The organism is Streptomyces sp. NPDC047974 (genome assembly GCF_040653375.1).
In the GTDB taxonomy this organism is placed as follows: Bacteria; Actinomycetota; Actinomycetes; order Streptomycetales; family Streptomycetaceae; genus Streptomyces.
The window spans coordinates 59,522-82,026 of the sequence record NZ_JBEZNU010000021.1 but is presented as its reverse complement, the minus strand read 5'-3'; the positions used below and the strand labels follow the sequence as shown (position 1 = coordinate 82,026).

Genomic DNA, 22,505 nt, shown 5'->3' with positions numbered 1-22,505 from the left:
CGACGACTTCCTGAGAATTTCCTGTGCCCGAATGAACCCGCCCCCGCGCAGCCCCGTCCTAAGGAGCGCCCCGAACAGGGCCGAAAACGACCACGGAAGCACGGGAAGCGCAGGAAGCGATGTCTGTCACGGTAGATGGGGACAAAACATCATCGGTTCCGGTTCGGGTCCGCCGAATTCTCCGCGGCCCACGACCGGAACGGGTCCCCTCCCTCATCGGCACGGCCTGCACCCTCGTCGGACTCCTCGACATCGCCGCCGGAGTCTTCCCCCGCTTCCGCGCCAGCCGCGTCCACGCCCTCGCCGAAGTCCTCCCCGGCACCCTCGGCCCCCTCTCCGCCGCCGTCTCGCTCTCCGCCGGCGTCCTCCTGCTCCTCCTCGCCCACGGCCTCAAACGCCACAAACGCCGCGCCTGGCGAGCCGTCGTCCTCCTCCTGCCGCTCGGCGCCGTCGCCCAGTTCGTCTGGCGCCACTCCGTCCTCGGCTCCCTGCTCTCCCTCACCCTGCTCGCCCTGCTGCTGCGCCACCGCGACCAGTTCGCCGCCCTCCCCGACCCCCGCAGCCGCTGGCGCGCCCTCGCCAACTTCATCGTCCTGGGCGCCGGCTCCCTCGCCCTCGGCCTCGTCGTCGTCAGCGCCCACCCCCGCCGCGTCGTCGGCGACCCCAGCCTCACCGACCGCCTCGAACACGTCCTCCTCGGACTCGTCGGCGTCGAAGGCCCCGTCGCCTACACCCACGGCGTCGACTGGACCGTCGGCTACTCCCTCGGCGCCCTCGGCATGCTCACCGCCCTCACCACGCTCTACCTCGCACTCCGCCCCGAACACCCCGCCGCCCGCCTCACCGCCGACGACGAGACCCGGCTCCGCGCCCTCCTCGACCGCCACGGCGGCCGCGACTCCCTCGGCCACTTCGCCCTCCGCCACGACAAGGGCGTCGTCTTCTCCCCCAGCGGCAAGGCCGCCGTCTGCTACCGCGTCGTCTCCGGCGTCATGCTCGCCAGCGGCGACCCCATCGGCGACGTCGAGGCCTGGCCCGGCGCCATCGAACGCTTCATGGACGAGGCCCGCGCCCACTCCTGGACCCCCGCCGTCATGGGCTGCTCCGAGACCGGCGGCCAGGTCTGGACCCGCGAGACCGGACTCGACGCCCTCGAACTCGGCGACGAGGCCGTCATCGACGTCGACGCCTTCTCCCTCTCCGGCCGCGCCATGCGCAACGTCCGCCAGATGGTCAAGCGGATCGAACGCGGCGGCTACACCACCCGCGTACGCCGGGTCCGCGACCTCTCCGACGACGAACTCGACCAGGTCCGGAAAGCCGCCGCCGCCTGGCGCGGCACCGACACCGAACGCGGCTTCTCCATGGCCCTCGGCCGCATCGGCGCCCCCGGAGACGGCGACGCCGTCATAGCGACCGCCCACCTCACCGACCCCGACCGGCCCGACGGCCCCTACGGCGACCTCAAAGCCATGATCCACTTCGTGCCCTGGGGCCCCGACGGCATGTCCCTCGAACTCATGCGCCGCGACCGCTCCGCCGACCCCGGCATGAACGAACTCCTCATCGTCGCCGCCCTCCAGGCCGCCCCCGGCCTCGCCATCCGCCGCGTCTCCCTCAACTTCGCCATGTTCCGCTCCGCCCTCGCCCGCGGCGAACGCATCGGCGCCGGACCCGTCCTCCGCCTCTGGCGCGGCCTCCTCCTCTTCCTCTCCCGCTGGTTCCAGATCGAGTCCCTCTACAAGTTCAACGCCAAGTTCCAGCCCCGCTGGGAACCCCGCTTCGTCGTCTACCGCGCCGGCCGCGACCTCCCCCGCATCGGCCTCGCCGCCATGCAGGCCGAGGGCTTCCTCACCCTCGCCCTCCCCCGCCCCTTCACCCGCCGCCGCCCCGCGAAGACCCCCCGCCCCTGCGCCCACGTCGTCCCCCAGCGCACCGGCCACGAAGAGATCAGCACCGCCTGAGACCGGAGGGGTCGGCAGCGCCCGAACCGGAGGTCGGCACCGCCTGAGACCGGAGATCGACACCGCCTGACACCGCCCCCGCCCCCGCCGGGCCCTACGCTGGTCGTATGAGTACGACGATCGACCGGGGCGCTCCCCTCGGCCTCCCCGAGTGGGACCGCTGCGCGGTCATGGGCGTGGTCAACGTGACCCCGGACTCCTTCTCCGACGGCGGCCGCTGGTTCGACACCACCACCGCCGTCAAACACGGCCTCGACCTCGTCGCCCAGGGCGCCGACCTCGTCGACGTCGGCGGCGAGTCCACCCGCCCCGGCGCCACCCGCGTCGACGAGGAGGAGGAACTCCGGCGCGTCGTCCCCGTCGTCCGCGGCCTCGCCGCCGAAGGCGTCACCGTCTCCGTCGACACCATGCGGGCCTCCGTCGCCACCGCCGCCGTCCAGGCCGGAGCCACCCTCGTCAACGACGTCAGCGGCGGCCTCGCCGACCCCGGCATGGTCCCCGCCGTCGCCGCCGCCGAAGTCCCCTTCGTCGTCATGCACTGGCGCGGCTTCAGCGAGAACATGAACAGCCTCGCCGTCTACGACGACGTCGTCACCGAGGTCGTCACCGAACTCCGCACCCGGATGGAGGCCGTCGTCGACGGCGGCGTCGCCCCCGAGCGGATCGTCCTCGACCCCGGCCTCGGCTTCGCCAAACTCGCCCCCCACGACCTCGCCCTCGTCGCCCACCTCCCCGAGCTGCGCGCCCTCGGCCGCCCCCTCCTCGTCGCCGCCTCCCGCAAGCGCTTCCTCGGCCACGTCCTCACCCGCGGACCCGGCGCCACCCCGCCGCCCGCCCGCGAACGCGACGCCGCCACCGCCGCCGTCTCCGCCCTCGCCGCCCACGAGGGCGCCTGGGCCGTCCGCGTCCACGAGGTCCGCGCCACCGCCGACGCCGTCCGCGTGGCCCGCGCCGTCGAAGGAGCCCGGTGACCACCGGACGCGAAGCCGACCTCGCCGCCGTCGAAGCCGCCAACACCGCCTTCTACGCCGCGATGGAGGAAGGCGACTTCGACCGCCTCGAAGACCTCTGGCTCGACGACGGCGCCACCGGGATCTCCTGCGTCCACCCCGGCTGGCCCGTCCTCACCGGCCGCGGCGAGGTCCTCCGCTCGTACGCGCTGATCATGGCGCACACCGACTACATCCAGTTCTTCCTCACCGACGTCCGGGTCTCCCTCGCCGGCGACACCGCCCTCGTCACCTGCACCGAGAACATCCTCAGCGGCGGCCCCGCCGAGGACGGCGCCGAGCTCGGCCCCCTCGTCGGCCAGCTCGTCGTCGCCACCAACGCCTACCGCAGGACCCCCGAAGGGTGGCGGATCTGGTCCCACCACGCCTCCCCCGTCATCGCCGAAGCCGACAGCGGCACGCCCCCCGCGGCCCCCGACGACGACACCGGACCCTCCGCCTGACGGCCCCGACAGCAAGCGCTGTCGGGGCCCGCAGGTAGATTCGATGGAGGACACCCGGCCGTCCGCACCCGGCTGCGTGCCCCCTACCTACGACAGCAGGAGTGATTCGCGTGGATCGTGTCGCGCTGCGCGGCCTCAAGGCCCGAGGTCACCACGGCGTCTTCCCCAAGGAGCGCGAGGAGGGGCAGACCTTCATCGTGGACCTGGTCCTCGGCCTCGACACCCGCCCGGCGGCCGCCGACGACGACCTCACCAAGACCGTCCACTACGGCGTCGTCGCCGAGGAGGTCGTCGACGTCGTCCAGGGCGAGCCCGTGGACCTGATCGAGACCCTCGCCGAGCGCATCGCCCAGCAGTGCCTCAGCCACGCGGGCGTACAGGAGGTCGAGGTGGTCGTCCACAAGCCGGACGCCCCCATCACCGTCCCCTTCGACGACGTCACCATCACGATCACCCGGAGCCGACGATGAAACCGAGCCAGAGCGACCCCACCGTCCAGCCCGTGCCGGCCTCCGTCGTCGCGACCGTCGACGCCGCCGACACCACCCTCTCCAACCCCCGATGGGCCGTCGTCGCCCTCGGCGCCAACCTCGGCAACCGCCTGGAGAACCTCCAGGGAGCCGTCGACGCCCTCGCCGACACCCCCGGCCTCCGCGTCAAGGCCGTCTCCCCGGTCTACGAGACCGCGCCCTGGGGCGTCGAGCCCGGCAGCCAGCCCTCGTACCTCAACGCCGTCGCCGTCGTACGGACCACCCTGCCGCCCTCCTCCCTCCTGGAGCGCGCCCAGGCCGTCGAGGAGGCCTTCCACCGCGTCCGGGACGAGCGCTGGGGCGCCCGCACCCTCGACGTCGACATCGTCACCTACGCGGACGTGGTCTCCGACGACCCCGTCCTCACCCTCCCGCACCCCCGGGCCCACCAGCGCGCCTTCGTGCTGGCCCCCTGGCACGACGTGGACCCCGAGGCGCAGCTCCCCGGCCACGGCCCCGTGGCCGCCCTCCTGGCCGCCCTCGGCCACGAAGGCCTGACACCCCGCCCCGACCTGGAACTCCGTCTCCCCGAGTAATCGTTACGCTACGTGGCAGACCGCCCGCGACCACGTGAAGGACACCCGGTGAAACAACTGCGGCTCAAGGTGCTCGCCGGACTCTTCCTGGTCGCCGGCATCCTCTCCTGGGGCGGCGCCCGCCTCTGGGACTCGGTCGGCACGCTCCCCAGCGTGCCGCTCGCCGCGCCCATCGTCCTGGCCGTGATCGCGGTGGTCCTCACCGCCACCGCCCTCTCGATCCGGGTCCGCCTCAAGGCCCAGCGCGAGCGCCGCCCCGGCGCCAAGGGCGTCGAACCCCTGATGGCCGCCCGCGCGGTCGTCTTCGGCCAGGCCAGCGCCCTGGTCGCCGCCCTCGTCGCCGGCCTCTACGGCGGCGTGGGCGTCTTCCTCCTCGGCTCCCTCGACGTCCCCGCCCGCCGCGACCAGGCCCTCTACGCCGCCGCCGCGGTCGTCGCCGGCTTCGGCGTCATCGCCGCCGCCCTCTTCCTGGAACGCGTCTGCAAGCTCCCGGAGGACGACGACAAGGGCCACGCCCCCGCCGCCTGATCCCTACCAGGACGCCCGGGCCAGGTGCCCGTTCACCAGGAAGGTCGGGTACGGGGCGAGCCGGTACCCGTAGAAGGTGAAGGGCTTCGCGCCGAGCGCGGGACGGGGGCGGACCTCGTGGACCTGGACCCAGGTGGACTCGGGCGGGGCCAGGGGGTGGTTCTCGGGGGCGAAGGTGCCACGGGACTGCCAGCGCCCGGAGACGTAGAGCTCTGAGCGCACCCCCCTCTTCGAGGGGGTGAACCTGGCCCCGATGATCCGCGCCAGCTCTGCCAGGAAGGAAACATTGGCGCTCACGACCACGCGGCCGGCCCGGCCCTTCGCACAGCCGTCGCCCTCGATGTATCCGTCGAGGAAGCCCCCGAAGGTCTCGGCGTCCCGTAGGACCACGCGCGGAAAACGCTGTCGCAGATGGTGGGCGTCGCCGCCCGCATAGTGGCGCAGGGCGTCGGAGAGGAACGAGGAGACCACCCGCACACGGAAGCCCGGCAGATCCCGCCTCAGGTAGCCCGATGGACGGGTCACGGCCTCCAGCCGGGCGGGCAACCCCGTGCACGCCGTCAGCGCGGCCGCGTACCGGCTCGCGAAGCCCTCCTCGTTCACCACGAGGGAGACGTAGTTCTTGCCGACCGTGCCGTCCGCGCAGGTAGCACCTACGAAGTAGCCGAAGTCGTACCCCGGCCTGATCGTCGGCCGCTCCCGGCACAGCTTTCGCGCAGGCGTCCACGCGACCGTCGTCCCCGCCGCGTCCGCCGCATGCGTCCACCCGTCCGGCGTGAGCAGCAGCAGGTCCGGGCTGGCGAGGAAGGTCATATGGTCGGTGACCACCTCGACGGCGTGCCGCGCCTTGGCGGCGGTCACGCCGGTGACAGTGGTCTGCACGGTCCGATCGCCGTCCAGCGTCCACATGAGGTCGCCGGAGGCCACGTTCTTCGCCTGAACGCAGCCTCCGACCAGATTGACGAGCATCTTGCTCGCAAGGCCGTATCCCATGCCGCGACAGTAGGGAGCACGGCGGGCTATTCGCCCCTAACGGGACAGAATCAGAGACATGGCCTCGGCGCGGGTGGTAGCGTCGCGAAGTTGCCCGCGTACCGCCGAGGTCGTCGTCTTCGCGCCCGGCTTGCGGATGCCTCGTACCGACATGCACATGTGCTCGGCCTCGATCACCACGATCGCCCCGCGCGCCTCAAGGATGCGCATCAGCGAGTCCGCCACCTGCGTGGTGAGACGTTCCTGCACCTGCGGGCGGCGGGCGTAGACATCGACCAGGCGGGCCAGCTTGGACAGTCCCGTGATCTTGCCACTCTCCGCCGGGATGTAGCCCACGTGGGCCACACCGTGGAACGGGAGCAAGTGATGTTCACAGAAGCTAACTAGTTCAATGTCCTTCACGAGGACCATCTCATCGTGACCGAGGTCAAAAGTCGTGGTCAGAACATCCTCGGGCTCCTGCCGCATCCCCGACAAGAGTTCCCTGTATGCACGTGCAACGCGTGCAGGGGTTTGCTGCAAACCCTCGCGGTCCGGGTCCTCGCCGACCGCGATGAGGAGCTCTCGTACGGCGTTCTCGGCGCGCTTCTCGTCGAACTCGCCGATCGTGCCTTCGCCGTCCAGCGTCACCGGGTCGGTCATCTGTGCCTCGTTCCGTCTGGTCTGACATGGCGCGCAAAAAAGCCGCGCCCCCACAGGCTAGAACCTGTGGGGGCGCGGCTTCCATTCCGGGGGGGCCGGGGCTCAGGGCTCCGGGGTGTCCTCGGGGGCGATGTCGATGCCCTTGGTGGTGTCCACCGAGGCCGTGCCGTTCGCGCTGTTCGTCAGGGCCAGCTCCTTGGGGGAGAGGACCGGCGGGCGCGTGGACGGGGTGCGGCGGGCCGAACCGGTCCAGGCCGGGCGGGCCGGGCGCTTGACGATCGGGGCGAAGATCTCGGCGATCTCCTCCTTGCCCAGGGTCTCCTTCTCCAGGAGGGCCAGGACCAGGTTGTCGAGGACGTCGCGGTTCTCGACCAGGATCTCCCACGCCTCGTTGTGCGCGGTCTCGATGAGCTTCTTGACCTCTTCGTCGACCAGCGCGGCGACCTCTTCCGAGTAGTCGCGCTGGTGGGACATCTCGCGGCCGAGGAAGGGCTCGGTGTTGTCGCCGCCGAACTTGATGGCGCCGAGCCGCTCGGTCATGCCGTACTGGGTGACCATCGCGCGGGCGGTGGCCGTGGCCTTCTCGATGTCGTTCGCGGCGCCCGTGGTCGGGTCGTGGAAGACGAGCTCCTCCGCGGCGCGGCCGCCCAGCATGTAGGCGAGCTGGTCGAGCATCTCGTTGCGCGTGGTGGAGTACTTGTCCTCGTCCGGGAGGACCATCGTGTAGCCCAGGGCGCGGCCGCGGGACAGGATGGTGATCTTGTGGACGGGGTCGGCGTTCGGGGAGGCCGCCGCGACCAGGGCGTGGCCGCCCTCGTGGTACGCGGTGATCTTCTTCTCCTTGTCCGACATGATCCGGGTCCGCTTCTGCGGGCCCGCGACCACGCGGTCGATCGCCTCGTCCAGAGCCTTGTTGTCGATCAGCTTCTGGTCGCTGCGGGCGGTGAGGAGCGCGGCCTCGTTGAGGACGTTGGACAGGTCCGCGCCGGTGAAGCCGGGGGTGCGGCGGGCGACGGCGCCGAGGTCGACGTCCGGCGCGACCGGCTTGCCCTTCTGGTGGACCTTGAGGATCTCCAGGCGGCCCTGCATGTCGGGGCGGTCGACGGCGATCTGCCGGTCGAAGCGGCCCGGGCGCAGGAGGGCGGGGTCGAGGATGTCGGGGCGGTTGGTGGCGGCGATCAGGATGACGCCGCCCTTGACGTCGAAGCCGTCCATCTCGACCAGGAGCTGGTTGAGGGTCTGCTCGCGCTCGTCGTGTCCGCCGCCGAGGCCGGCGCCGCGGTGGCGGCCGACCGCGTCGATCTCGTCGACGAAGACGATGGCCGGGGCGTTCGCCTTGGCCTGCTCGAAGAGGTCGCGGACGCGGCTGGCGCCGACGCCGACGAACATCTCGACGAAGTCGGAGCCGGAGATCGAGTAGAAGGGCACCCCGGCCTCGCCGGCGACGGCGCGCGCGAGGAGCGTCTTGCCGGTTCCGGGCGGGCCGTAGAGCAGGACGCCCTTGGGGATCTTGGCGCCGACGGCCTGGAACTTGGCGGGCTCCTGGAGGAATTCCTTGATCTCGTGGAGTTCCTCGACGGCCTCGTCCGAGCCGGCGACGTCCGCGAAGGTCGTCTTGGGCGTGTCCTTGGTGATGAGCTTGGCCTTGGACTTGCCGAACTGCATGACGCGGGAGCCGCCGCCCTGCATCTGGTTCATCAGGAAGAGGAAGACGACCACGATGAGGACGAAGGGGAGGAGCGAGAGCAGGATCGAGACGAAGGGCGACTGCTTCGTCGGGGAGACGGTGTAGCCCTTCTCGATCTGTCCGGCCTCGAACTTCTCCTGCAGCTTGTCGGCGAGGTCGGCGCCCTGGGTGCCGATGTAGCTGGCCTGGACCTTGCTGCTGCCGTCGATCTTCGTGTCGCCGGTGAGCTCGATCTTGACGATCTGCTCGTCACCGGTGGTGATCTTTGCCTGCTTGACCTGGTTCTTGTCGATCGCCTGGACGACCTTGCCGGTGTCCACCGTCTTGTAGCCCTCGGACGAGCCGACGACCTGCATCAGCACGACCACGGCGAGGACGGCCAGCACGATCCACATGACCGGCCCACGGAAGTATCGCTTCACGTCCATCCATACGGAGCGAGAATCGCCCCGTCCCTCCTGCCCGTAGGTAAATGCCGCTGTTATGAGAAAAGCTGTGCGAGAAGCACGGTGTGGGAAAAGCTGTTCTTCGGACGGTACCTCAGCATCGTCGCCCGCGACCGCCTTCCCGTGGTTCAACGGGGGGAAGGCGGTGCGGGTTCCCCGCTGCGCGGGGGTTGCTCAGCCGCCGTAGACGTGCGGGGCGAGCGTGCCGACGAACGGAAGGTTCCGGTACTTCTCGGCGTAGTCGAGGCCGTAGCCGACGACGAACTCGTTGGGGATGTCGAAGCCGATCCACTTGACGTCGATGGCGACCTTGGCGGCGTCCGGCTTGCGCAGCAGGGTGCAGACCTCCAGGGAGGCCGGCTCGCGCGAGCCGAGGTTCGACAGGAGCCAGGACAGCGTCAGGCCGGAGTCGATGATGTCCTCGACGATCAGGACGTGCTTGCCCTTGATGTCGGTGTCGAGGTCCTTGAGGATGCGGACGACGCCCGAGGACTGGGTGCCGGCGCCGTAGGAGGAGACGGCCATCCAGTCCATGGTGACGGGGGTGGACAGGGCGCGTGCCAGGTCCGCCATCACCATCACGGCGCCCTTGAGGACTCCGACGATGAGCAGGTCCTTGCCCGCGTATTCCGCGTCGATCTTCGCCGCCAGCTCGGCCAGCTTGGCGTCGATCTCTTCCTTGGTGATGAGCACCGACTGGAGGTCGGTGCCCATGTCCTTCTCGTTCACCCGGGTCACTTTCGTTGCAGCGTGCGTCAGCCTTGCCGGATGACCAGTCTGCCACCCTGGCGGCGGGCTTCGACGCGACCGGGCAGGTTGATGGCGCCCTGACCGCGCCAGCCGGTGATGAGCCGGTCGAGTTCTTCGATGTGGCGGGCGAAGAGGGAGCCGGCGGGAGCGCCCTCGGCGATGACGGCGCGGCGCAGCACGCGGCGGCGTACGGCGGGGGGCAGTCCGAAGAGCTTGGCGCATTCGAGGGCGCCCGCCTCGTCGCGTACGGCGGTCTCGGCGTCGGCGGCCCAGGTGTCGAGGGCGTCGGCGTCGTCGCGGGAGAGCTGGGCCGTCCGGGCGAGGGCTTCGACGACGCCCTTGCCGAGGGCCTTCTCCAGGGCGGGGAGGCCTTCGTGGCGCAGCCGGGAGCGGGTGTAGGCCGGGTCGCTGTTGTGGGGGTCGTCCCAGACGGCGAGTTCCTGGGCGATGCAGGCCTTGCGGACGGTCTGGCGGTCGAGCTGGAGGAAGGGGCGGCGGTAGCGGCCCTGGGTCCCGGAGACGGCGGCCATGCCGGAGAGGGAGCGGATGCCGGAGCCGCGGGCGAGGCCGAGGAGGACGGTCTCGGCCTGGTCGTCGCGGGTGTGGCCGAGGAGGATCGCGGTGGCGCCGTGGCGCTCGGCGGCGGCGTCGAGGGCGGCGTAGCGGGCGTCGCGGGCGGCGGCCTCGGGTCCTCCTTCGCGTCCGACCGTGACGGAGACGGCTTCGACGGGGCCGAGGCCGAGGGCGGTCATGCGGTCGGCGACCTCGTCGGCGCGGCCGGAGGAGCCGTCCTGGAGGCCGTGGTCGACGGTGATGCCGCCGGCGCGGACGGGGAGTTTGCGGGCCTCGAAGGCGAGGGCGGAGGCGAGCGCCATGGAGTCGGCTCCGCCGGAGCAGGCGACGAGCACGAGGGGGTGCGTGTCGCGGGGGGTGGCGGGGTCGGCGGGGTGCTCGGTGAGGACGTCGTGGAGTACGCGGCGGACCGCCAGGCGTATCGCCGCGACCGCAGGATGGGGACCCATGGTTCGGTGCCCTTCGTGGATGGGGTGGGGTGCCTCGGTCGGAGTCTTAACGGTCGGAATGGGGTGTTCGGTCACTCAGAGTGCGTCGATGGTGACAGAAACGTGGCCCTTACCCGAGCATTGCACGCCTCACCCCACGCTCAGGGTCCCTCGGATGGGTGATTGGTGGCGTGTTCTGTCGTGTTTCGGTGCCGTCCGCCGCTTCCGCCCCAGGAGTCTGCCTTACGGTGCGCCCCCGCCCGGAGGTCCGCTCGGGAGTCCGCTCAGGAGTCGGCCTTGCGGTGGACCCGGGCGATCCAGTCGGCGGGGGCGGCGATCTCGCTCTTGGTGGGGAGGGTGTTGGGGGAGGTCCAGACGCGGTTGAAGCCGTCCATGCCGACCTGCTCGACGACGGCGCGGACGAAGCGCTCGCCGTCGCGGTACTGGCGGAGCTTGGCGTCGAGGCCGAGGAGCTTGCGCAGTGCGAGGTCGAGGCGGGAGGCGCCGCGGGCGCGGCGGGCCTGGAACTTCTCGCGGATCTCGGCGACGGAGGGGACGACCTGGGGTCCGACGCCGTCCATGACGTAGTCGGCGTGGCCTTCGAGGAGGGACATGACGGCGGTGAGGCGGCCGAGGATCTCGCGCTGTTCCGGGGTCTGGACGAGTTCGACGAGGGAGGGGGAGGCGTCGCCCTCCTCGGCCTCGGGGCGGCCGCCGGCGAGGCTCTGGGCGGCTTCGCGGAGGCGTTCGAGGAAGGTGCCGGGGTCGACCTCGGTGGCGGCGAGGAATGACTGGATCTCGCCCTGGAGGTGGTCGCGGAGCCAGGGGACGGCGGTGAACTGGGTGCGGTGGGTCTCCTCGTGGAGGCAGACCCAGAGGCGGAAGTCGTGGGGGGAGACGCCGAGTTCGCGTTCGACGTGGACGATGTTGGGGGCGACGAGGAGGAGCCGGCCGCCGCCTTCGGGGGCGCCGGGGAGGTCGCGGGTGACGGGGGCGAAGGTCTCGTACTGGCCGAGGATGCGGGAGGCCAGGAAGGAGAGCAGCATGCCGAGCTCGACGCCGGTGACCTTGCCGCCGACGGCGCCGAGGACGGTGCTTCCGGGGGTGGTGGTGCGGCGTTCCTGCATCTTGCCGAGGAGCGGGGTGAGGAGTTCGCGGAAGCCGGCGACGTTGGCCTTGATCCAGCCGGCGCGGTCGACGACGAGGACGGGCGTGTCGTGGGCCTCGGTGCCTTCGGGGAGCATCCGGGTGTAGGCGCGGACGTGTTCCTCGGCGGCCTTGGCGTGGCGGCGGAGCTCGGCGACGACGGCGCGGGCCTCGTCGCGTCCGACGTCGGGGCCGGGGCGGACCAGCCTGGTCGCGGTCGCCACCGCGAGGTTCCAGTCGACCATTCCGGACGTGCCTGCACCACCGATGCTCGTCATGGGTCAACGGTACGGGTTCGGGCCCGGTTCGGGTCCGGTCCGGAGGGTGGCGCCGGGGGCCGGTTCCGGTCGGTCTCGGGGGTCAGTTCTGGCCGGTGAGGGCGGCGGAGAGGCGGTCGAGGGCGGGCTGGGCCAGGTCCGGGGAGGGGGTGCGGCCGGCGAGGAACGCGAAGGCGAGGAGGCGGCCTTCGGCGGTGACCACGGTGCCGGCGAGGGTGTTGACCCCGGTGAGGGTGCCGGTCTTGGCGCGGACGAGGCCGGCGCCGGCGGGGGCCTGGCCGTAGCGGCCGGCGAGGGTGCCGGTGAAGCCGCCGACGGGGAGGCCGGTGAGGAGCGGGCGCAGTCCGGGGTCTCCCGCGGCGCGGGAGAGGAGGGTGGTGAGGAAGAGGGCGGAGACGCGGTCGCGGCGGTCGAGGCCGCTGCCGTCGGCGAAGCGGGCGCCGTTGACGGGGAACGCGCGGCGGGCGAGTTCGGCGCGGACGGCCTTCTCGGCACCGGCGAAGGAGGCGGGCTGCTTGTGGGCGAGGGCGGTCTGCCGGGCGAGGGCCTCGGCGAGGTCGTTGTCGCTGTGGGTGAGGGTGCGCTCGACGAGGTCGGCGAGGGGGGCGGAGTTCGTACGGGCGAGGGGGGCGCCCTTGGGGGTGCGGCCGGGGGCGGGGGCGCCGGTGACCTCGACTCCGGCGTCGGCGAGGTGGGCGGCGAAGGCGGTGGCGGTGTCGCGTGCGGGGTCGCCGGAGCGGGGGGCGGGTCCGGTGGTGCTGTCGTCGAGGCGGCCGCCGCGGGTCATGAGGGCGGTGACGGGGGCGAGGTTCTCGTTGGGGCCGATCGGGTGGAGGACGGGTCCCCGGTAGAGGCCGGCGTCGTAGGCGAGGCGCACGGAGGTGCGGCCCCGCTTCCCGAGGGCGCGGGCGGTGTCGGCGGCGAGGGCCTTCAGGCGGGGCTCGTCGAGGGTGGGGTCGCCGCCGCCGGTGAGGGTGACGGCCTTGCCGTCGGGGGTGGCGGTGACGGTGGTGGCGATCCGGTGGTCGGCGCCGAGGGCGGAGAGGGCCGCGGCGGCGGTGGCGAGCTTGACGGTGGAGGCGGGTGTCATGGGGGTGCCGGCGCCCTCTCCGTACAGCTGTCTGCCGGTGGCGGCGTCGACGACGGAGGCGGTGCGGGCGGTGCCGAGGCCCGGGTCGGCCAGGAGGGGGACGAGGGTGCGGGCGAGGTCGGCGGGGAGGGTGCCGTCGTCCGGTCCGGCGATGCCGGTGAGGACGTCGGGGGCGCTGGGGGCGGGGGCCGGTTCCGGGCGCTGGCGGGCGGCGGGGGCGGCGGCCGGGGCGGGGGCGGCACCGGCGTGACGCTCGCCACCCGTCGCGGGGGCGGCGGCGCGGGCCCGCTCGGCCGTACGCTGGCCTCCGTCCCAGGGGCCTGCCGCGGTCGCCGCCGCGGCGGCGAGAGCCAGACCGAGCACGGCGGAGCCCGCCGTGAGCTGCCACACCCTCGGCTCCGGCATTGCTGACCAGCCCCTTTCGCGATCACGTACCTGCGTGAGAGACACTTAATCACCGCGCGCCGTCGCGAGCATTCACTTGTGTTGATTCAGGAGGAGCCACCCGTGGAGTTCGACGTTCTCATCGAGATCCCCAAGGGATCGCGGAACAAGTACGAGGTCGACCACGAGACCGGTCGTATCCGTCTGGACCGTCGCCTCTTCACGTCGACGGCGTACCCGACCGACTACGGCTACGTGGAGAACACCCTCGGCGAGGACGGCGACCCGCTCGACGCGCTGGTCATCCTCGACGAGCCCACCTTCCCGGGCTGCCTGATCAAGTGCCGCGCCATCGGCATGTTCCGCATGACGGACGAGGCCGGCGGCGACGACAAGCTGCTGTGCGTTCCGGCGACGGACCCGCGCATGGAGCACCTGCGCGACATCCACCACGTGCCGGAGTTCGACCGCCTGGAGATCCAGCACTTCTTCGAGGTCTACAAGGACCTGGAGCCGGGCAAGTCGGTCGAGGGCGCCGACTGGGTCGGCCGTGAGGAGGCCGAGGCCGAGATCGAGAAGTCGATCGCGCGCGCCAAGGAGCAGGGCGCTCACTGACGCCCGGTCCCGTGGACCTCGTGGAAGGCGGTGCACCCTTCGGGGTGTACCGCCTTTCGCGCATCCACGTTTCGTACGTCCGTTTGACGCCCATACTGGAATCCAAGATTCCCTGGGTGTGAGCGGAGAGAGCGTGGTGGCGGAGCCGGCGGGCCCCGAGGAGGCTCCGGAGGACCGGAAGCCCCTGTCGGACGAGGCGACCTCGGAGTTCGCCCTGCCCGAGGGGCTGGTTCCCGAGCCGCCACCGGAGCCGGAGGGCTCGGCGTTCGTGGTGCCGGAGGGGCTGGCCGCCGAGCCGGCGTCCCCCGAGCCGGAGGGCTCCGCGTTCGCCATGCCGTCGACCTACTCCGCCAAGGACTCCCCGGCGGCCTTCACCCCGGCGTACGGGGTCCCCCTGGCGCGGCTGCCGCACAACGCCCCGTGGCAGGACCGGATGCGGACGATGCTGCGGCTGCCGGTGGGTGACCGGCCGGTGCCGGAGGCGCCCGCGGCGAAGGACGAGACGGGGCCCTCGGTGCCGCGCGTGCTCGACCTGACGCTCCGCATCGGCGAGCTGCTGCTCGCGGGCGGGGAGGGCGCGGAGGACGTCGAGGCGGCGATGTTCGCGATCTGCCGCTCGTACGGCCTGGACCGCTGCGAGCCGACGGTGACGTTCACGCTGCTGTCGATCACCTACCAGCCGTCGCTGGTGGACGACCCGGTGACGGCGAACCGGACGGTACGCCGCCGGGGCACCGACTACACCCGTCTGGAGGCCGTCTACCAGCTGCTCGCGGACATCAACGCGCCGGCGCACGAGGTGTCGCCGGAGGAGGCCTACCGGCGTCTGGCGGAGATCCGCCGCAACCGGCACCCGTACCCGGGCTGGGTGCTGACGGCCGCGGCGGGCGTCCTCGCGGGGGCGGCCTCGACGCTGCTCGGCGGCGGGCCGTGGGTCTTCTTCGTGGCCGCGCTCGGCGCGGTGCTCGGCGACCGGCTCGCGTGGCTGTGCGCGGGGCGCGGGCTGCCGGAGTTCTACCAGTTCCTGGTGGCGGCGATGCCGCCGGCCGCAATGGGGGTGCTGCTGACGCTGCTCCACGCGGATCTGCGGCCGTCGGCGGTGATCACCGGCGGCCTGTTCGCGCTGATCCCCGGGCGGGCGCTGGTGGCGGCGGTGCAGGACGGCCTGACCGGCTTCTACATCACGGCCTCGGCGCGGCTCCTGGAGGTCGCCTACTTCTTCGTGGCGATCGTGGTGGGCGTGCTGTCGGTGCTGTACGTGGCCGTGCAGTTCGACGCCCAGCTCAATCCGGAGGGGGCGCTGAGCCCGGCCGAGCGGCCGGTGACGCAGATCGTGTCGTCGATGGTGCTGTGCGCGACCTTCGCCATCCTGTTGCAGCAGTCGCGGGGGACGGTGCTCTTCGCGACGCTGAACGGCGGGGTGGCCTGGGTGGTGTACGCGTCGATCGCGGTGACCGCGGAGGGGTCGACGGTGATGGCGACGGCGCTCGCGGCCGGCCTGGTGGGTCTCTTCGGGCAGCTGATGGCCCGCTACCACCACACGTCCTCGCTGCCGTACGTGACGGCGGCGATCGGGCCGCTGCTGCCGGGTTCGGCGACGTACTTCGGTGTCCTCGCGATCGCCCAGAACAACCTGGACCAGGGCTTCGCCTCGCTGGCGAAGGCGGCGGCCCTGGCCCTGGCGATCGCCATCGGGGTGAACCTGGGAGGCGAGCTGGCCCGCCTCTTCATGCGGGCCCCGGGCGCCGGATCCGCCCGCAGCGCGGCGAAGCGGACCCGGGGCTTCTAGCCGGTGGACTAGCGGGGGGCGTGCGGCGGCGGGTTCTGGCCGTCGTAGCCGCCCTGGCCGCCCTGGCCGTCCTGACCGCCGTAACCGGCCTGGCCGCCCTGACCCTCGTAACCGCCCTGGCCGCCCTGACCGCCCTGACCCTCGTAACCGCCCTGGCCGTCGTAGCCGCCGTAGCCGGGCTGTGCGGGCTGCTGACCGTAACCGGGCTGCTGACCGTAGCCGGGCTGCTGCTGGGCGGGCTGCTGGCCGTAGCCGTAGCCGGGCTGCTGTCGGTCGTAGGCCTGGCCGGACTGGCCGTCGTAGCCGCCCTGACCGGCGTACCCGGCCTGGTTGCCGTACCCGTAGCCGCCCTGACCGGCGTAGCCGCCGCCCTGACCGGCGTAGCCGTTGCCCTGCTCGGCGTAGCCGCCCTGGTTGCCGTAGCCGCCCTGCTCGCCGTAGCCGTTCTGGGTGCCGTAGCCGTAGCCCTGGTTCGCGTAGCCGCCCTGGTTCGCGTAGCCGTCCTGGTGGCCGTACCCGCCCTGGTGGCCGTACCCGCCCTGCTCGCCGTAGCCGGCCTGGTCGCCGGGGGGCGTCGGGTCGGCGGGGGCCGCCGGGGCGGTGGGGGGCGTGCCCTCGGCGGCGGCCCGGGCCGCCGCCTTCTTCGACTGGGAGCGGGCCTTGAGGTACTCGATCACGATCGGGACGACCGAGATGAGGACGATCGCGATGAGGATCGCCTCGATGTGCCGGTGCACGAAGTCGATCTTGCCGAGGGAGGCGCCGAGCAGGGTCACGCCCGCGCCCCACAGCACGCCGCCGATGATGTTGAAGGTGATGAAGGAGCGGTAGTTCATCCGGCTGACGCCGGCGATGATCGGCGTGAAGGTGCGGATGATCGGCACGAAGCGGGCCAGGATGAGGGACTTCGGGCCGTGCTTCTCGAAGAACTCGTGCGCCTTCTCGACGTTCTCCTGCTTGAAGAGCTTGGAGTCGGGGCGCCGGAAGAACGAGGGGCCGACCTTCCGGCCGAAGAGGTAGCCCACCTGGTCGCCGAGGATCGCCGCGGCCACGATCAGCGTGCAGACCAGCCACAGCGGGGAGTCGAGCTTGCCCGTGGTGACGAGGAGGCCGGTGGTGAAGAGCAGCGAGTCGCCGGGGAGGAAGAACCCGATGAGGAGACCGGACTCGGCGAAGACGATGGCGAGGACGCCGATCAGGCCGAAGGTCTGGATCAGGTAGTCCGGATCCAGCCAGCTCGGTCCGAGGGCAAGCGTGTTCACGGTTCCGGGCTCCTGCGGTTCGGGGTGGGGGCATGTCGCGGTGCGGGCGGGACATGCCTGCGGCGCGCCCCAAGCTATCAACGCGGAAGGGTGGGCCCCGGTTCCATCCGGTGGCCGGGGATGCGGGACGGCCGGCTTCCGGCGACCCTGGGTGACCAGGAGGTGATGGCCGATGGGCATCGAGGAGTACGGAGGCGGTCAGGGACCGCACCCCGACGTGCTGGTGGTGACGACGAACGACGTCCCAGGCTACGAGGTACGCCAGGTGATCGGCGAGGTCTTCGGATTGACGGTGCGGTCCCGGCACCTGGGCAGCCAGATCGGCGCCGGTCTGAAGTCGATGATCGGCGGCGAGCTGAAGGGCCTGACGAAGACCCTGGTGGAGACCCGCAACCAGGCGATGGACCGCCTGGTGGAGCAGGCCAGGGCGCGCGGCGCCAACGCGGTGCTGATGTTCCGCTTCGACGTGACCGAGGCGGCGGACGTCGGCACCGAGGTCTGCGCCTACGGCACCGCCGTCGTCATCGCGCCGCGGGCCTGACCCCGGGCGGTACGGCGGGCGGCGGCGGTGGGCCTCGGTGGGCCACCGCCGCCGCCGTCGGCTCCCTCCCGACGTGTCGGCCCCGCTCCTGACGTGACGTGAGGCACACGCCCACACGCCCGGCCTTTCGAGGTGTTGTGCGGCATTTGCTCACCTATGGTGGGGCGGTGGCCACCGATCATGACGCGACCGCCCCCACCGAAGCCCCGGCACGGATCCTGCTCCCGCAGGTGCTGCCCGCCCTCGCGGTGGGCGTCGGATCGGGCCTGCTCTTCCTCGGCGTCAGCACGCTCGCCGAGGAGCTCCAGTCGGTGCTCTGGGAGACCGTGCCCGACGCCCTGGACATCGGCCGGTACTCCTCGCTGTGGATGATCACCGTCCTCACCGTCACGGGTGTCGCCGTCGGCCTGGTCGTCTGGAAGGCGCCCGGGCACGCCGGGCCCGACCCGGCCTCCGAGGGGCTCGGCGGGCCGCCGCTGCCGCCCCTCGTGGTGCCCGGCCTCCTCGTCGCCTCCACCCTCGCGCTCGCCGGCGGCGTCAGCCTCGGCCCCGAGCAGCCGACGATCGCCGCCGCGATCTCCCTGGCGGCCTGGCTGGGCCTGCGGGCCGCGCCGGACGTGCCGGGCGCCTTCTGGGTCTCGCTCGCCATCGCCGGCACCTTCGGCGCCCTCTTCGGCACCCCCGTCGCCGCCGCCCTCGTCCTCTCCGAGGCGCTCACCGGGCAGCCCGGCCGGGGCTCCCTGTGGGACCGGCTCTTCGCGCCGCTCCTCGCCGCCGGCGCCGGCGCGATGACCACCCAGCTCCTCTCGGACCCCAGCTTCGCCATGGGCCTGCCGCCGCTGACCGACCCCGGCTGGGAGGACCTGCTCGCCGCCCTCGTCGTGGCCACCCTCGGCGCCCTCTTCGGCCTCCTCGGCTGCTACGCCTTCCCCCTTCTCCACCGGGCCTTCGGCCGGCTGCGGCACCCGATGCTGATGCTGCCCCTCGGCGGACTGGTCCTCGGCCTCCTCGGCGCCCTCGGCGGGCACCTGACCCTCTTCAAGGGCCTCCACGAGACGAAGGAGCTCGTCGGCTCCATCGGGGTGTACTCCTCCGGGGAGCTGGCGAAGCTGGCCGTGGTGAAGCTCGCCGCCCTGCTGGTGGCCGCCGCCTGCGGCTTCCGCGGCGGCCGGGTCTTCCCCGCGGTCTTCATCGGCGCCGCCTTCGGCCTCGTCGCCCAGGCGCTCGTCCCGGAGATCCACCCGGCGGTCGCCGTCTCCTCCGCCGTCCTCGGCGTCCTCCTCGCCACCACCCGGCAGGGGTGGGTGAGCCTCTTCATCGCCGCCGTCATCGCCTCCTCCCCCGCGATGCTCTCGCTGCTCTGCCTGGCCACCCTGCCCGCCTGGCTGGTCGTCACCGGCCGCCCGCAGCTCGAACTCGACCACCAGGGCAAGTCCCTCCGCTGAACCCCCGCCTCCGCCTGAACCCCCCGCCCCCGCCCTCCCGCCGCAGAAGGAGCCCCCGATGGCACCCCTCCACAAGGGAACCGACGTCACCGACAGCGAGCACTTCCGGCGGCTCGCCCTCAACCCCTTCTTCGGCGAGGCCGACCCCGTCGGCGGGATGACCGAGGCCCCGCCGCGGCACCGCATGCCCGAGGGGCCGCTGGCGCCGTCCAGCGCCTACCAGCTGGTCCACGACGAGCTGATGCTGGACGGCAACTCCCGGCTCAACCTCGCCACCTTCGTCACCACCTGGATGGAGCCCCAGGCCGGTGTCCTCATGGCCGAGTGCCGCGACAAGAACATGATCGACAAGGACGAGTACCCGCGCACCGCCGAGCTCGAACGCCGCTGCGTCGCCATGCTCGCCGACCTCTGGCACGCCCCCGACCCGGCCGCCGCCGTCGGCTGCTCCACCACCGGCTCCAGCGAGGCCTGCATGCTGGCCGGCATGGCGCTCAAGCGCCGCTGGGCCAAGAAGAACGCCGACCGCTATCCGGCCACCGCCCGCCCCAACCTGGTGATGGGCGTCAACGTGCAGGTCTGCTGGGAGAAGTTCTGCGACTTCTGGGAGGTCGAGGCGCGCCTCGTCCCCATGGAAGGGGACCGCTACCACCTCGACGCCGCCTCCGCCGCCGCCCTCTGCGACGAGAACACCATCGGCGTCGTCGCCGTCCTCGGCTCCACCTTCGACGGCTCCTACGAGCCCGTCGCCGAGATCTGCGCCGCCCTCGACGAGCTCCAGGCCCGCACCGGCCTCGACGTCCCCGTCCACGTCGACGGCGCCTCCGGCGCCATGGTCGCGCCCTTCCTCGACGAGGACCTGGTGTGGGACTTCCGGCTCCCCCGCGTCTCCTCGATCAACACCTCCGGCCACAAGTACGGACTCGTCTACCCCGGCGTCGGCTGGGCCCTGTGGCGCGGCGTCGAGGAACTCCCCGAGGAGCTGGTCTTCCGGGTCAACTACCTCGGCGGCGACATGCCGACCTTCGCCCTCAACTTCTCCCGCCCCGGCGCCCAGGTCGTCGCGCAGTACTACACCTTCCTCCGGCTGGGCCGGGAGGGCTACCGGGCCGTCCAGCAGACCAGCCGGGACGTCGCCCGCGGCCTCGCCGAACGCATCGAGGCCATGGGCGACTTCCGCCTCCTCACCCGCGGCGACCAGCTGCCCGTCTTCGCCTTCACCACCGCCCCCGACGTCACCTCCTTCGACGTCTTCGACGTCTCCCGTCGGCTGCGCGAACACGGCTGGCTGGTGCCCGCCTACACCTTCCCCGCCCACCGCGAGGACCTGTCCGTCCTGCGGATCGTCTGCCGCAACGGCTTCTCCGCCGACCTCGCGAGCCTCCTCGTCGAGGACCTGCACCGCCTCCTGCCCGAACTCCGCAGCCAGCCCCACCCCTTCACCCGGGACAAGGCCGCCGCGACCGCCTTCCACCACTAGGCCGTCTCTAGCCGGCGTCGTCCTCCGCGCCGCAGGCCAGCCGGAACTCCGACCAGCGGACCCCGTCGCGCGTCAGCTCGTACCGGCAGGGCGCGTGCTCCCGCAGGAGTCCGGCGCCGGTGCGGCGGACGTACGCGGTGCCGTCGTCCAGCTCCCGGAAGGTGCGGCCGCCGTCCAGGCTGAGGTGACCGGACCGCTGGGCGGCGAGTTCGACCCGGCCGCCGGGGCCCGGCACCGGCAGCCCCGCCAGGGAGCGCGGCTCCCCCTCCGGGCCGGTGGTCCACACCCGCTGCCAGCTCCCGCCCCCGTCCGCGGAGCGGTACAGCGCCCGCAGCTGATCGGGGACCTGCTCGCCGCCCGGCACCTCGCCCACCTCCGCCGCGTACACCGCGTCCGGGCCCACCACCACCGCCGTGCGCCAGGGCGGGGTGCCGGCCGGGCTCGGCAGCGGGCTCACCGACCAGCTGCGGCCCGCGTCCCGGGAGACCGCGACCGCCGGCCGCCCGGTGCCCGGCACGACGCCCGACACCCACCAGGACCCGTCCGGCTCCACGACCTCCGCCGGCCGGGGGTGCGCGCCGAGCCGTGGCTGTGCCACCAGCTCCCGCCGCCGCCCGTCCCGGGGCGAGATCACGACGAGCCGCTCCCGGTCGCACCGCTCCGGCGGCGCGCCCGGGTCCGTGGCGCACTCGGCGGTGAGCACCGCGCCCGCGGGGATGTCCGGGGTACGGCCGGCGAGGCGCGGGTCGACGCTCCGCCAGCTCCGTCCGCCGTCCCCGCTGTACCAGCCCCGCGCCGGCTCCTCGCCGCCGCCGTCCTCGACCAGCGCCCGCCCCGGGCCGAGCGTCCGCAGCCGCGCCGACACGCCGGCCGTGCCGCGCAGTTCGGGCAGCGGCGAGGCGCGCAGCTCCCACCGCTCCGCGCCCCGGTCGAGGACCGCGATCCGCTGCCGGCAGAAGCCGTTCTCGGGCATGGCCGGGTCGTTCACGCACTCGGCGAGCAGGGCGAAGCCGCTGCCGTCGGAGGCGAGTTCGAGTCCGGCGGCCCAGCCGGGCAGCCCGGCGCCGTCGCCGATCCGGGGCGGGGCGCCGAACGCGCCGTCGTCGCCGGGCCGTTCACCGCCCGGGTCCGGCTCCGGGCCTCCGGTGCAGGCGGCGAGCGTCCCGGCCAGCAGCAGTGCGGCGAGCGCGCGGAGCGGAGCCGGCGCCCGGGAAACGGGAACGCGCATCGGACCTCCCCCTGTCCCTCGGCGCCCTTCTCCTCCGGACTACCCGGATACGGACCGGAGTTCACCGCCGAGCGGCGGCGATTCCGGCCCGGCCGGGCCTCCGTCAGCGGGCCGCCGCGTTCTCCTCGGCGATCAGCGCGAAGGAGACCTTGCCGTCGAGGGACTCGCGGATCACGTCCGCGTGCCCGGCGTGCCGGGCCGTCTCCTGCACGAGGTGGAGCAGCATCCAGCGGACCGACACCCGCCCTTCCGCCGGGAACCAGGGCGCGGGCGGCAGCGGGAAGGTGTCGTCCAGGCTCGGAGCCGTACGGACGAACGCCTCGGTCTCCTCGGCCACGGCGGCCCAGAAGGCGAGGACCTCGGGGATCGTCTCGTCGCCGACGAGCCGGAAGGCCTCGCCCCAGGTCTCCTGGGTCCGCTGCCGCTCGTTCTCCTTCTGCTGGGCGAGGCGGAGCCAGTTCAGTTCCACCTCGGCCACGTGCTTGACCAGGCCGGAGAGGCTCAGCTCGCTGGCGCTGGGCCGGCTCGCCGCCTGCTCCTCGGTGAGGCCGAGGAGGGCCCGGCGGAGTGCGGCGCGCTGGGCCTCCACGAAGTTGAGGAACGCGCCGCGCTCGTCGCCGGGGGCCTCCGCGGGAACAAGAGCCACCATGATGGGTCCGCCTTCCGTCGTCTTCTCCGGGTGCGTCACCCACGGTACGGAAGGACTAGGACAGATCC

The 22,505-nt window shown here is 72.6% G+C and carries 21 protein-coding genes; 11 read left to right on the top strand and 10 right to left on the bottom strand.

All coding sequences use genetic code 11. The annotated features are described in order from the left end of the window. The first annotated feature begins 119 nt into the window (after positions 1–119). The 6 genes from AB0E19_RS26745 to AB0E19_RS26720 all read left to right on the top strand — a co-directional run bounded on the left by AB0E19_RS26745 (position 120) and on the right by AB0E19_RS26720 (position 5,011). Positions 120–1,964 carry a phosphatidylglycerol lysyltransferase domain-containing protein gene (locus tag AB0E19_RS26745; protein WP_362184730.1) on the top strand — a complete coding sequence of 615 codons (1,845 nt, stop codon included), beginning with the start codon at positions 120–122 and terminating at the stop codon, positions 1,962–1,964. A gap of 107 nt (positions 1,965–2,071) precedes the next feature. Next, positions 2,072–2,935 carry a dihydropteroate synthase gene (folP, locus tag AB0E19_RS26740; RefSeq protein WP_362184729.1) on the top strand — a complete coding sequence of 288 codons (864 nt, stop codon included), beginning with the start codon at positions 2,072–2,074 and terminating at the stop codon, positions 2,933–2,935. After that, a complete protein-coding gene (locus AB0E19_RS26735) occupies positions 2,932–3,417 on the top strand; it encodes a nuclear transport factor 2 family protein (RefSeq protein WP_362184728.1) in 486 nt (161 codons plus the stop codon). Before folP ends, AB0E19_RS26735 begins: the two co-directional genes overlap by 4 nt. Positions 3,418–3,527: 110 nt before the next feature. Continuing rightward, complete coding sequence (folB, locus tag AB0E19_RS26730; RefSeq protein ID WP_015034453.1) at positions 3,528–3,887, top strand: dihydroneopterin aldolase; 360 nt, start codon at positions 3,528–3,530, stop codon at positions 3,885–3,887. Then, a complete protein-coding gene (gene folK / locus AB0E19_RS26725; protein ID WP_362184727.1) occupies positions 3,884–4,483 on the top strand; it encodes a 2-amino-4-hydroxy-6-hydroxymethyldihydropteridine diphosphokinase in 600 nt (199 codons plus the stop codon). Before folB ends, folK begins: the two co-directional genes overlap by 4 nt. Before the next feature lie 48 nt (positions 4,484–4,531). Next, entirely contained in the window at positions 4,532–5,011 is a 480-nt protein-coding gene (locus AB0E19_RS26720) for a DUF3180 domain-containing protein (RefSeq protein WP_362184726.1), read from the top strand. 3 nt (positions 5,012–5,014) lie between these two features. On the opposite strand, the gene AB0E19_RS26715 is transcribed toward AB0E19_RS26720, so the two are convergent. The 7 genes from AB0E19_RS26715 to dacB all read right to left on the bottom strand — a co-directional run bounded on the left by AB0E19_RS26715 (position 5,015) and on the right by dacB (position 13,449). Then, positions 5,015–6,004 (bottom strand): hypothetical protein, encoded by a 990-nt coding sequence (locus AB0E19_RS26715; protein WP_362184725.1) that lies wholly within the window; start codon positions 6,002–6,004, stop codon positions 5,015–5,017. A gap of 36 nt (positions 6,005–6,040) precedes the next feature. Further along, positions 6,041–6,646: a GTP cyclohydrolase I FolE gene (gene folE / locus AB0E19_RS26710; protein ID WP_362184724.1), complete on the bottom strand. Its 606-nt coding sequence runs from the start codon at positions 6,644–6,646 to the stop codon at positions 6,041–6,043. Between the two features lie 102 nt (positions 6,647–6,748). Beyond that, positions 6,749–8,761 (bottom strand): ATP-dependent zinc metalloprotease FtsH, encoded by a 2,013-nt coding sequence (ftsH, locus tag AB0E19_RS26705; RefSeq protein ID WP_360602405.1) that lies wholly within the window; start codon positions 8,759–8,761, stop codon positions 6,749–6,751. 192 nt (positions 8,762–8,953) lie between these two features. Next, a complete protein-coding gene (gene hpt / locus AB0E19_RS26700) occupies positions 8,954–9,493 on the bottom strand; it encodes a hypoxanthine phosphoribosyltransferase (RefSeq protein ID WP_067161225.1) in 540 nt (179 codons plus the stop codon). Between the two features lie 41 nt (positions 9,494–9,534). Continuing rightward, positions 9,535–10,551 (bottom strand): tRNA lysidine(34) synthetase TilS, encoded by a 1,017-nt coding sequence (tilS, locus tag AB0E19_RS26695; protein WP_362184723.1) that lies wholly within the window; start codon positions 10,549–10,551, stop codon positions 9,535–9,537. Positions 10,552–10,814: 263 nt separating this feature from the next. Then, complete coding sequence (locus tag AB0E19_RS26690; protein ID WP_362184722.1) at positions 10,815–11,954, bottom strand: zinc-dependent metalloprotease; 1,140 nt, start codon at positions 11,952–11,954, stop codon at positions 10,815–10,817. Positions 11,955–12,036: 82 nt separating this feature from the next. Continuing rightward, positions 12,037–13,449 (bottom strand): D-alanyl-D-alanine carboxypeptidase/D-alanyl-D-alanine-endopeptidase, encoded by a 1,413-nt coding sequence (gene dacB, locus AB0E19_RS26685; protein ID WP_362184721.1) that lies wholly within the window; start codon positions 13,447–13,449, stop codon positions 12,037–12,039. 102 nt (positions 13,450–13,551) lie between these two features. Between dacB and AB0E19_RS26680 the strand changes: the two genes are divergently transcribed. Together AB0E19_RS26680 and AB0E19_RS26675 are read left to right on the top strand one after the other, a co-directional pair. Further along, complete coding sequence (locus AB0E19_RS26680; RefSeq protein WP_043226556.1) at positions 13,552–14,043, top strand: inorganic diphosphatase; 492 nt, start codon at positions 13,552–13,554, stop codon at positions 14,041–14,043. Positions 14,044–14,176: 133 nt separating this feature from the next. Next, positions 14,177–15,832 carry a threonine/serine exporter family protein gene (locus AB0E19_RS26675; protein WP_362184778.1) on the top strand — a complete coding sequence of 552 codons (1,656 nt, stop codon included), beginning with the start codon at positions 14,177–14,179 and terminating at the stop codon, positions 15,830–15,832. Between the two features lie 8 nt (positions 15,833–15,840). Here AB0E19_RS26675 and AB0E19_RS26670 read toward each other — a convergent pair whose 3' ends face one another. After that, on the bottom strand, positions 15,841–17,094 hold the full coding sequence (locus AB0E19_RS26670) for a VTT domain-containing protein (protein WP_362184720.1): 1,254 nt from the start codon (positions 17,092–17,094) through the stop codon (positions 15,841–15,843). 172 nt (positions 17,095–17,266) lie between these two features. Here AB0E19_RS26670 and AB0E19_RS26665 point away from each other — a divergent pair, with 172 nt between their 5' ends. The 3 genes from AB0E19_RS26665 (at position 17,267) to AB0E19_RS26655 (ending at position 20,560) form a co-directional block, all read left to right on the top strand. Then, positions 17,267–17,635 (top strand): YbjQ family protein, encoded by a 369-nt coding sequence (locus tag AB0E19_RS26665; RefSeq protein WP_362184719.1) that lies wholly within the window; start codon positions 17,267–17,269, stop codon positions 17,633–17,635. A gap of 167 nt (positions 17,636–17,802) precedes the next feature. Beyond that, complete coding sequence (locus AB0E19_RS26660; RefSeq protein WP_362184718.1) at positions 17,803–19,080, top strand: ion channel protein; 1,278 nt, start codon at positions 17,803–17,805, stop codon at positions 19,078–19,080. Between the two features lie 58 nt (positions 19,081–19,138). Further along, positions 19,139–20,560 carry a glutamate decarboxylase gene (locus AB0E19_RS26655; RefSeq protein ID WP_362184717.1) on the top strand — a complete coding sequence of 474 codons (1,422 nt, stop codon included), beginning with the start codon at positions 19,139–19,141 and terminating at the stop codon, positions 20,558–20,560. 7 nt (positions 20,561–20,567) lie between these two features. Here the strand turns inward: AB0E19_RS26655 and AB0E19_RS26650 are convergent, their stop codons facing one another. Beyond that, complete coding sequence (locus AB0E19_RS26650; protein ID WP_362184716.1) at positions 20,568–21,788, bottom strand: exo-alpha-sialidase; 1,221 nt, start codon at positions 21,786–21,788, stop codon at positions 20,568–20,570. Between the two features lie 103 nt (positions 21,789–21,891). Beyond that, complete coding sequence (locus AB0E19_RS26645; protein ID WP_362184715.1) at positions 21,892–22,437, bottom strand: DinB family protein; 546 nt, start codon at positions 22,435–22,437, stop codon at positions 21,892–21,894. Positions 22,438–22,505 lie beyond the last annotated feature (68 nt).

What these genes read in the sequence shown, in the direction of transcription:
- AB0E19_RS26650 (WP_362184716.1), bottom strand. Translation starts at nt 21,788, where the DNA reads ATGCGCGTTCCCGTTTCCCGGGCGCCGGCTCCGCTCCGCGCGCTCGCC.
- AB0E19_RS26690 (WP_362184722.1), bottom strand. Translation starts at nt 11,954, where the DNA reads ATGACGAGCATCGGTGGTGCAGGCACGTCCGGAATGGTCGACTGGAAC.
- AB0E19_RS26715 (WP_362184725.1), bottom strand. Translation starts at nt 6,004, where the DNA reads ATGGGATACGGCCTTGCGAGCAAGATGCTCGTCAATCTGGTCGGAGGC.
- AB0E19_RS26665 (WP_362184719.1), top strand. Translation starts at nt 17,267, where the DNA reads ATGGGCATCGAGGAGTACGGAGGCGGTCAGGGACCGCACCCCGACGTG.
- ftsH (WP_360602405.1), bottom strand. Translation starts at nt 8,761, where the DNA reads ATGGACGTGAAGCGATACTTCCGTGGGCCGGTCATGTGGATCGTGCTG.
- folK (WP_362184727.1), top strand. Translation starts at nt 3,884, where the DNA reads ATGAAACCGAGCCAGAGCGACCCCACCGTCCAGCCCGTGCCGGCCTCC.
- hpt (WP_067161225.1), bottom strand. Translation starts at nt 9,493, where the DNA reads ATGGGCACCGACCTCCAGTCGGTGCTCATCACCAAGGAAGAGATCGAC.
- AB0E19_RS26645 (WP_362184715.1), bottom strand. Translation starts at nt 22,437, where the DNA reads ATGGTGGCTCTTGTTCCCGCGGAGGCCCCCGGCGACGAGCGCGGCGCG.
- folP (WP_362184729.1), top strand. Translation starts at nt 2,072, where the DNA reads ATGAGTACGACGATCGACCGGGGCGCTCCCCTCGGCCTCCCCGAGTGG.
- folE (WP_362184724.1), bottom strand. Translation starts at nt 6,646, where the DNA reads ATGACCGACCCGGTGACGCTGGACGGCGAAGGCACGATCGGCGAGTTC.
- AB0E19_RS26745 (WP_362184730.1), top strand. Translation starts at nt 120, where the DNA reads ATGTCTGTCACGGTAGATGGGGACAAAACATCATCGGTTCCGGTTCGG.
- dacB (WP_362184721.1), bottom strand. Translation starts at nt 13,449, where the DNA reads ATGCCGGAGCCGAGGGTGTGGCAGCTCACGGCGGGCTCCGCCGTGCTC.
- tilS (WP_362184723.1), bottom strand. Translation starts at nt 10,551, where the DNA reads ATGGGTCCCCATCCTGCGGTCGCGGCGATACGCCTGGCGGTCCGCCGC.
- AB0E19_RS26655 (WP_362184717.1), top strand. Translation starts at nt 19,139, where the DNA reads ATGGCACCCCTCCACAAGGGAACCGACGTCACCGACAGCGAGCACTTC.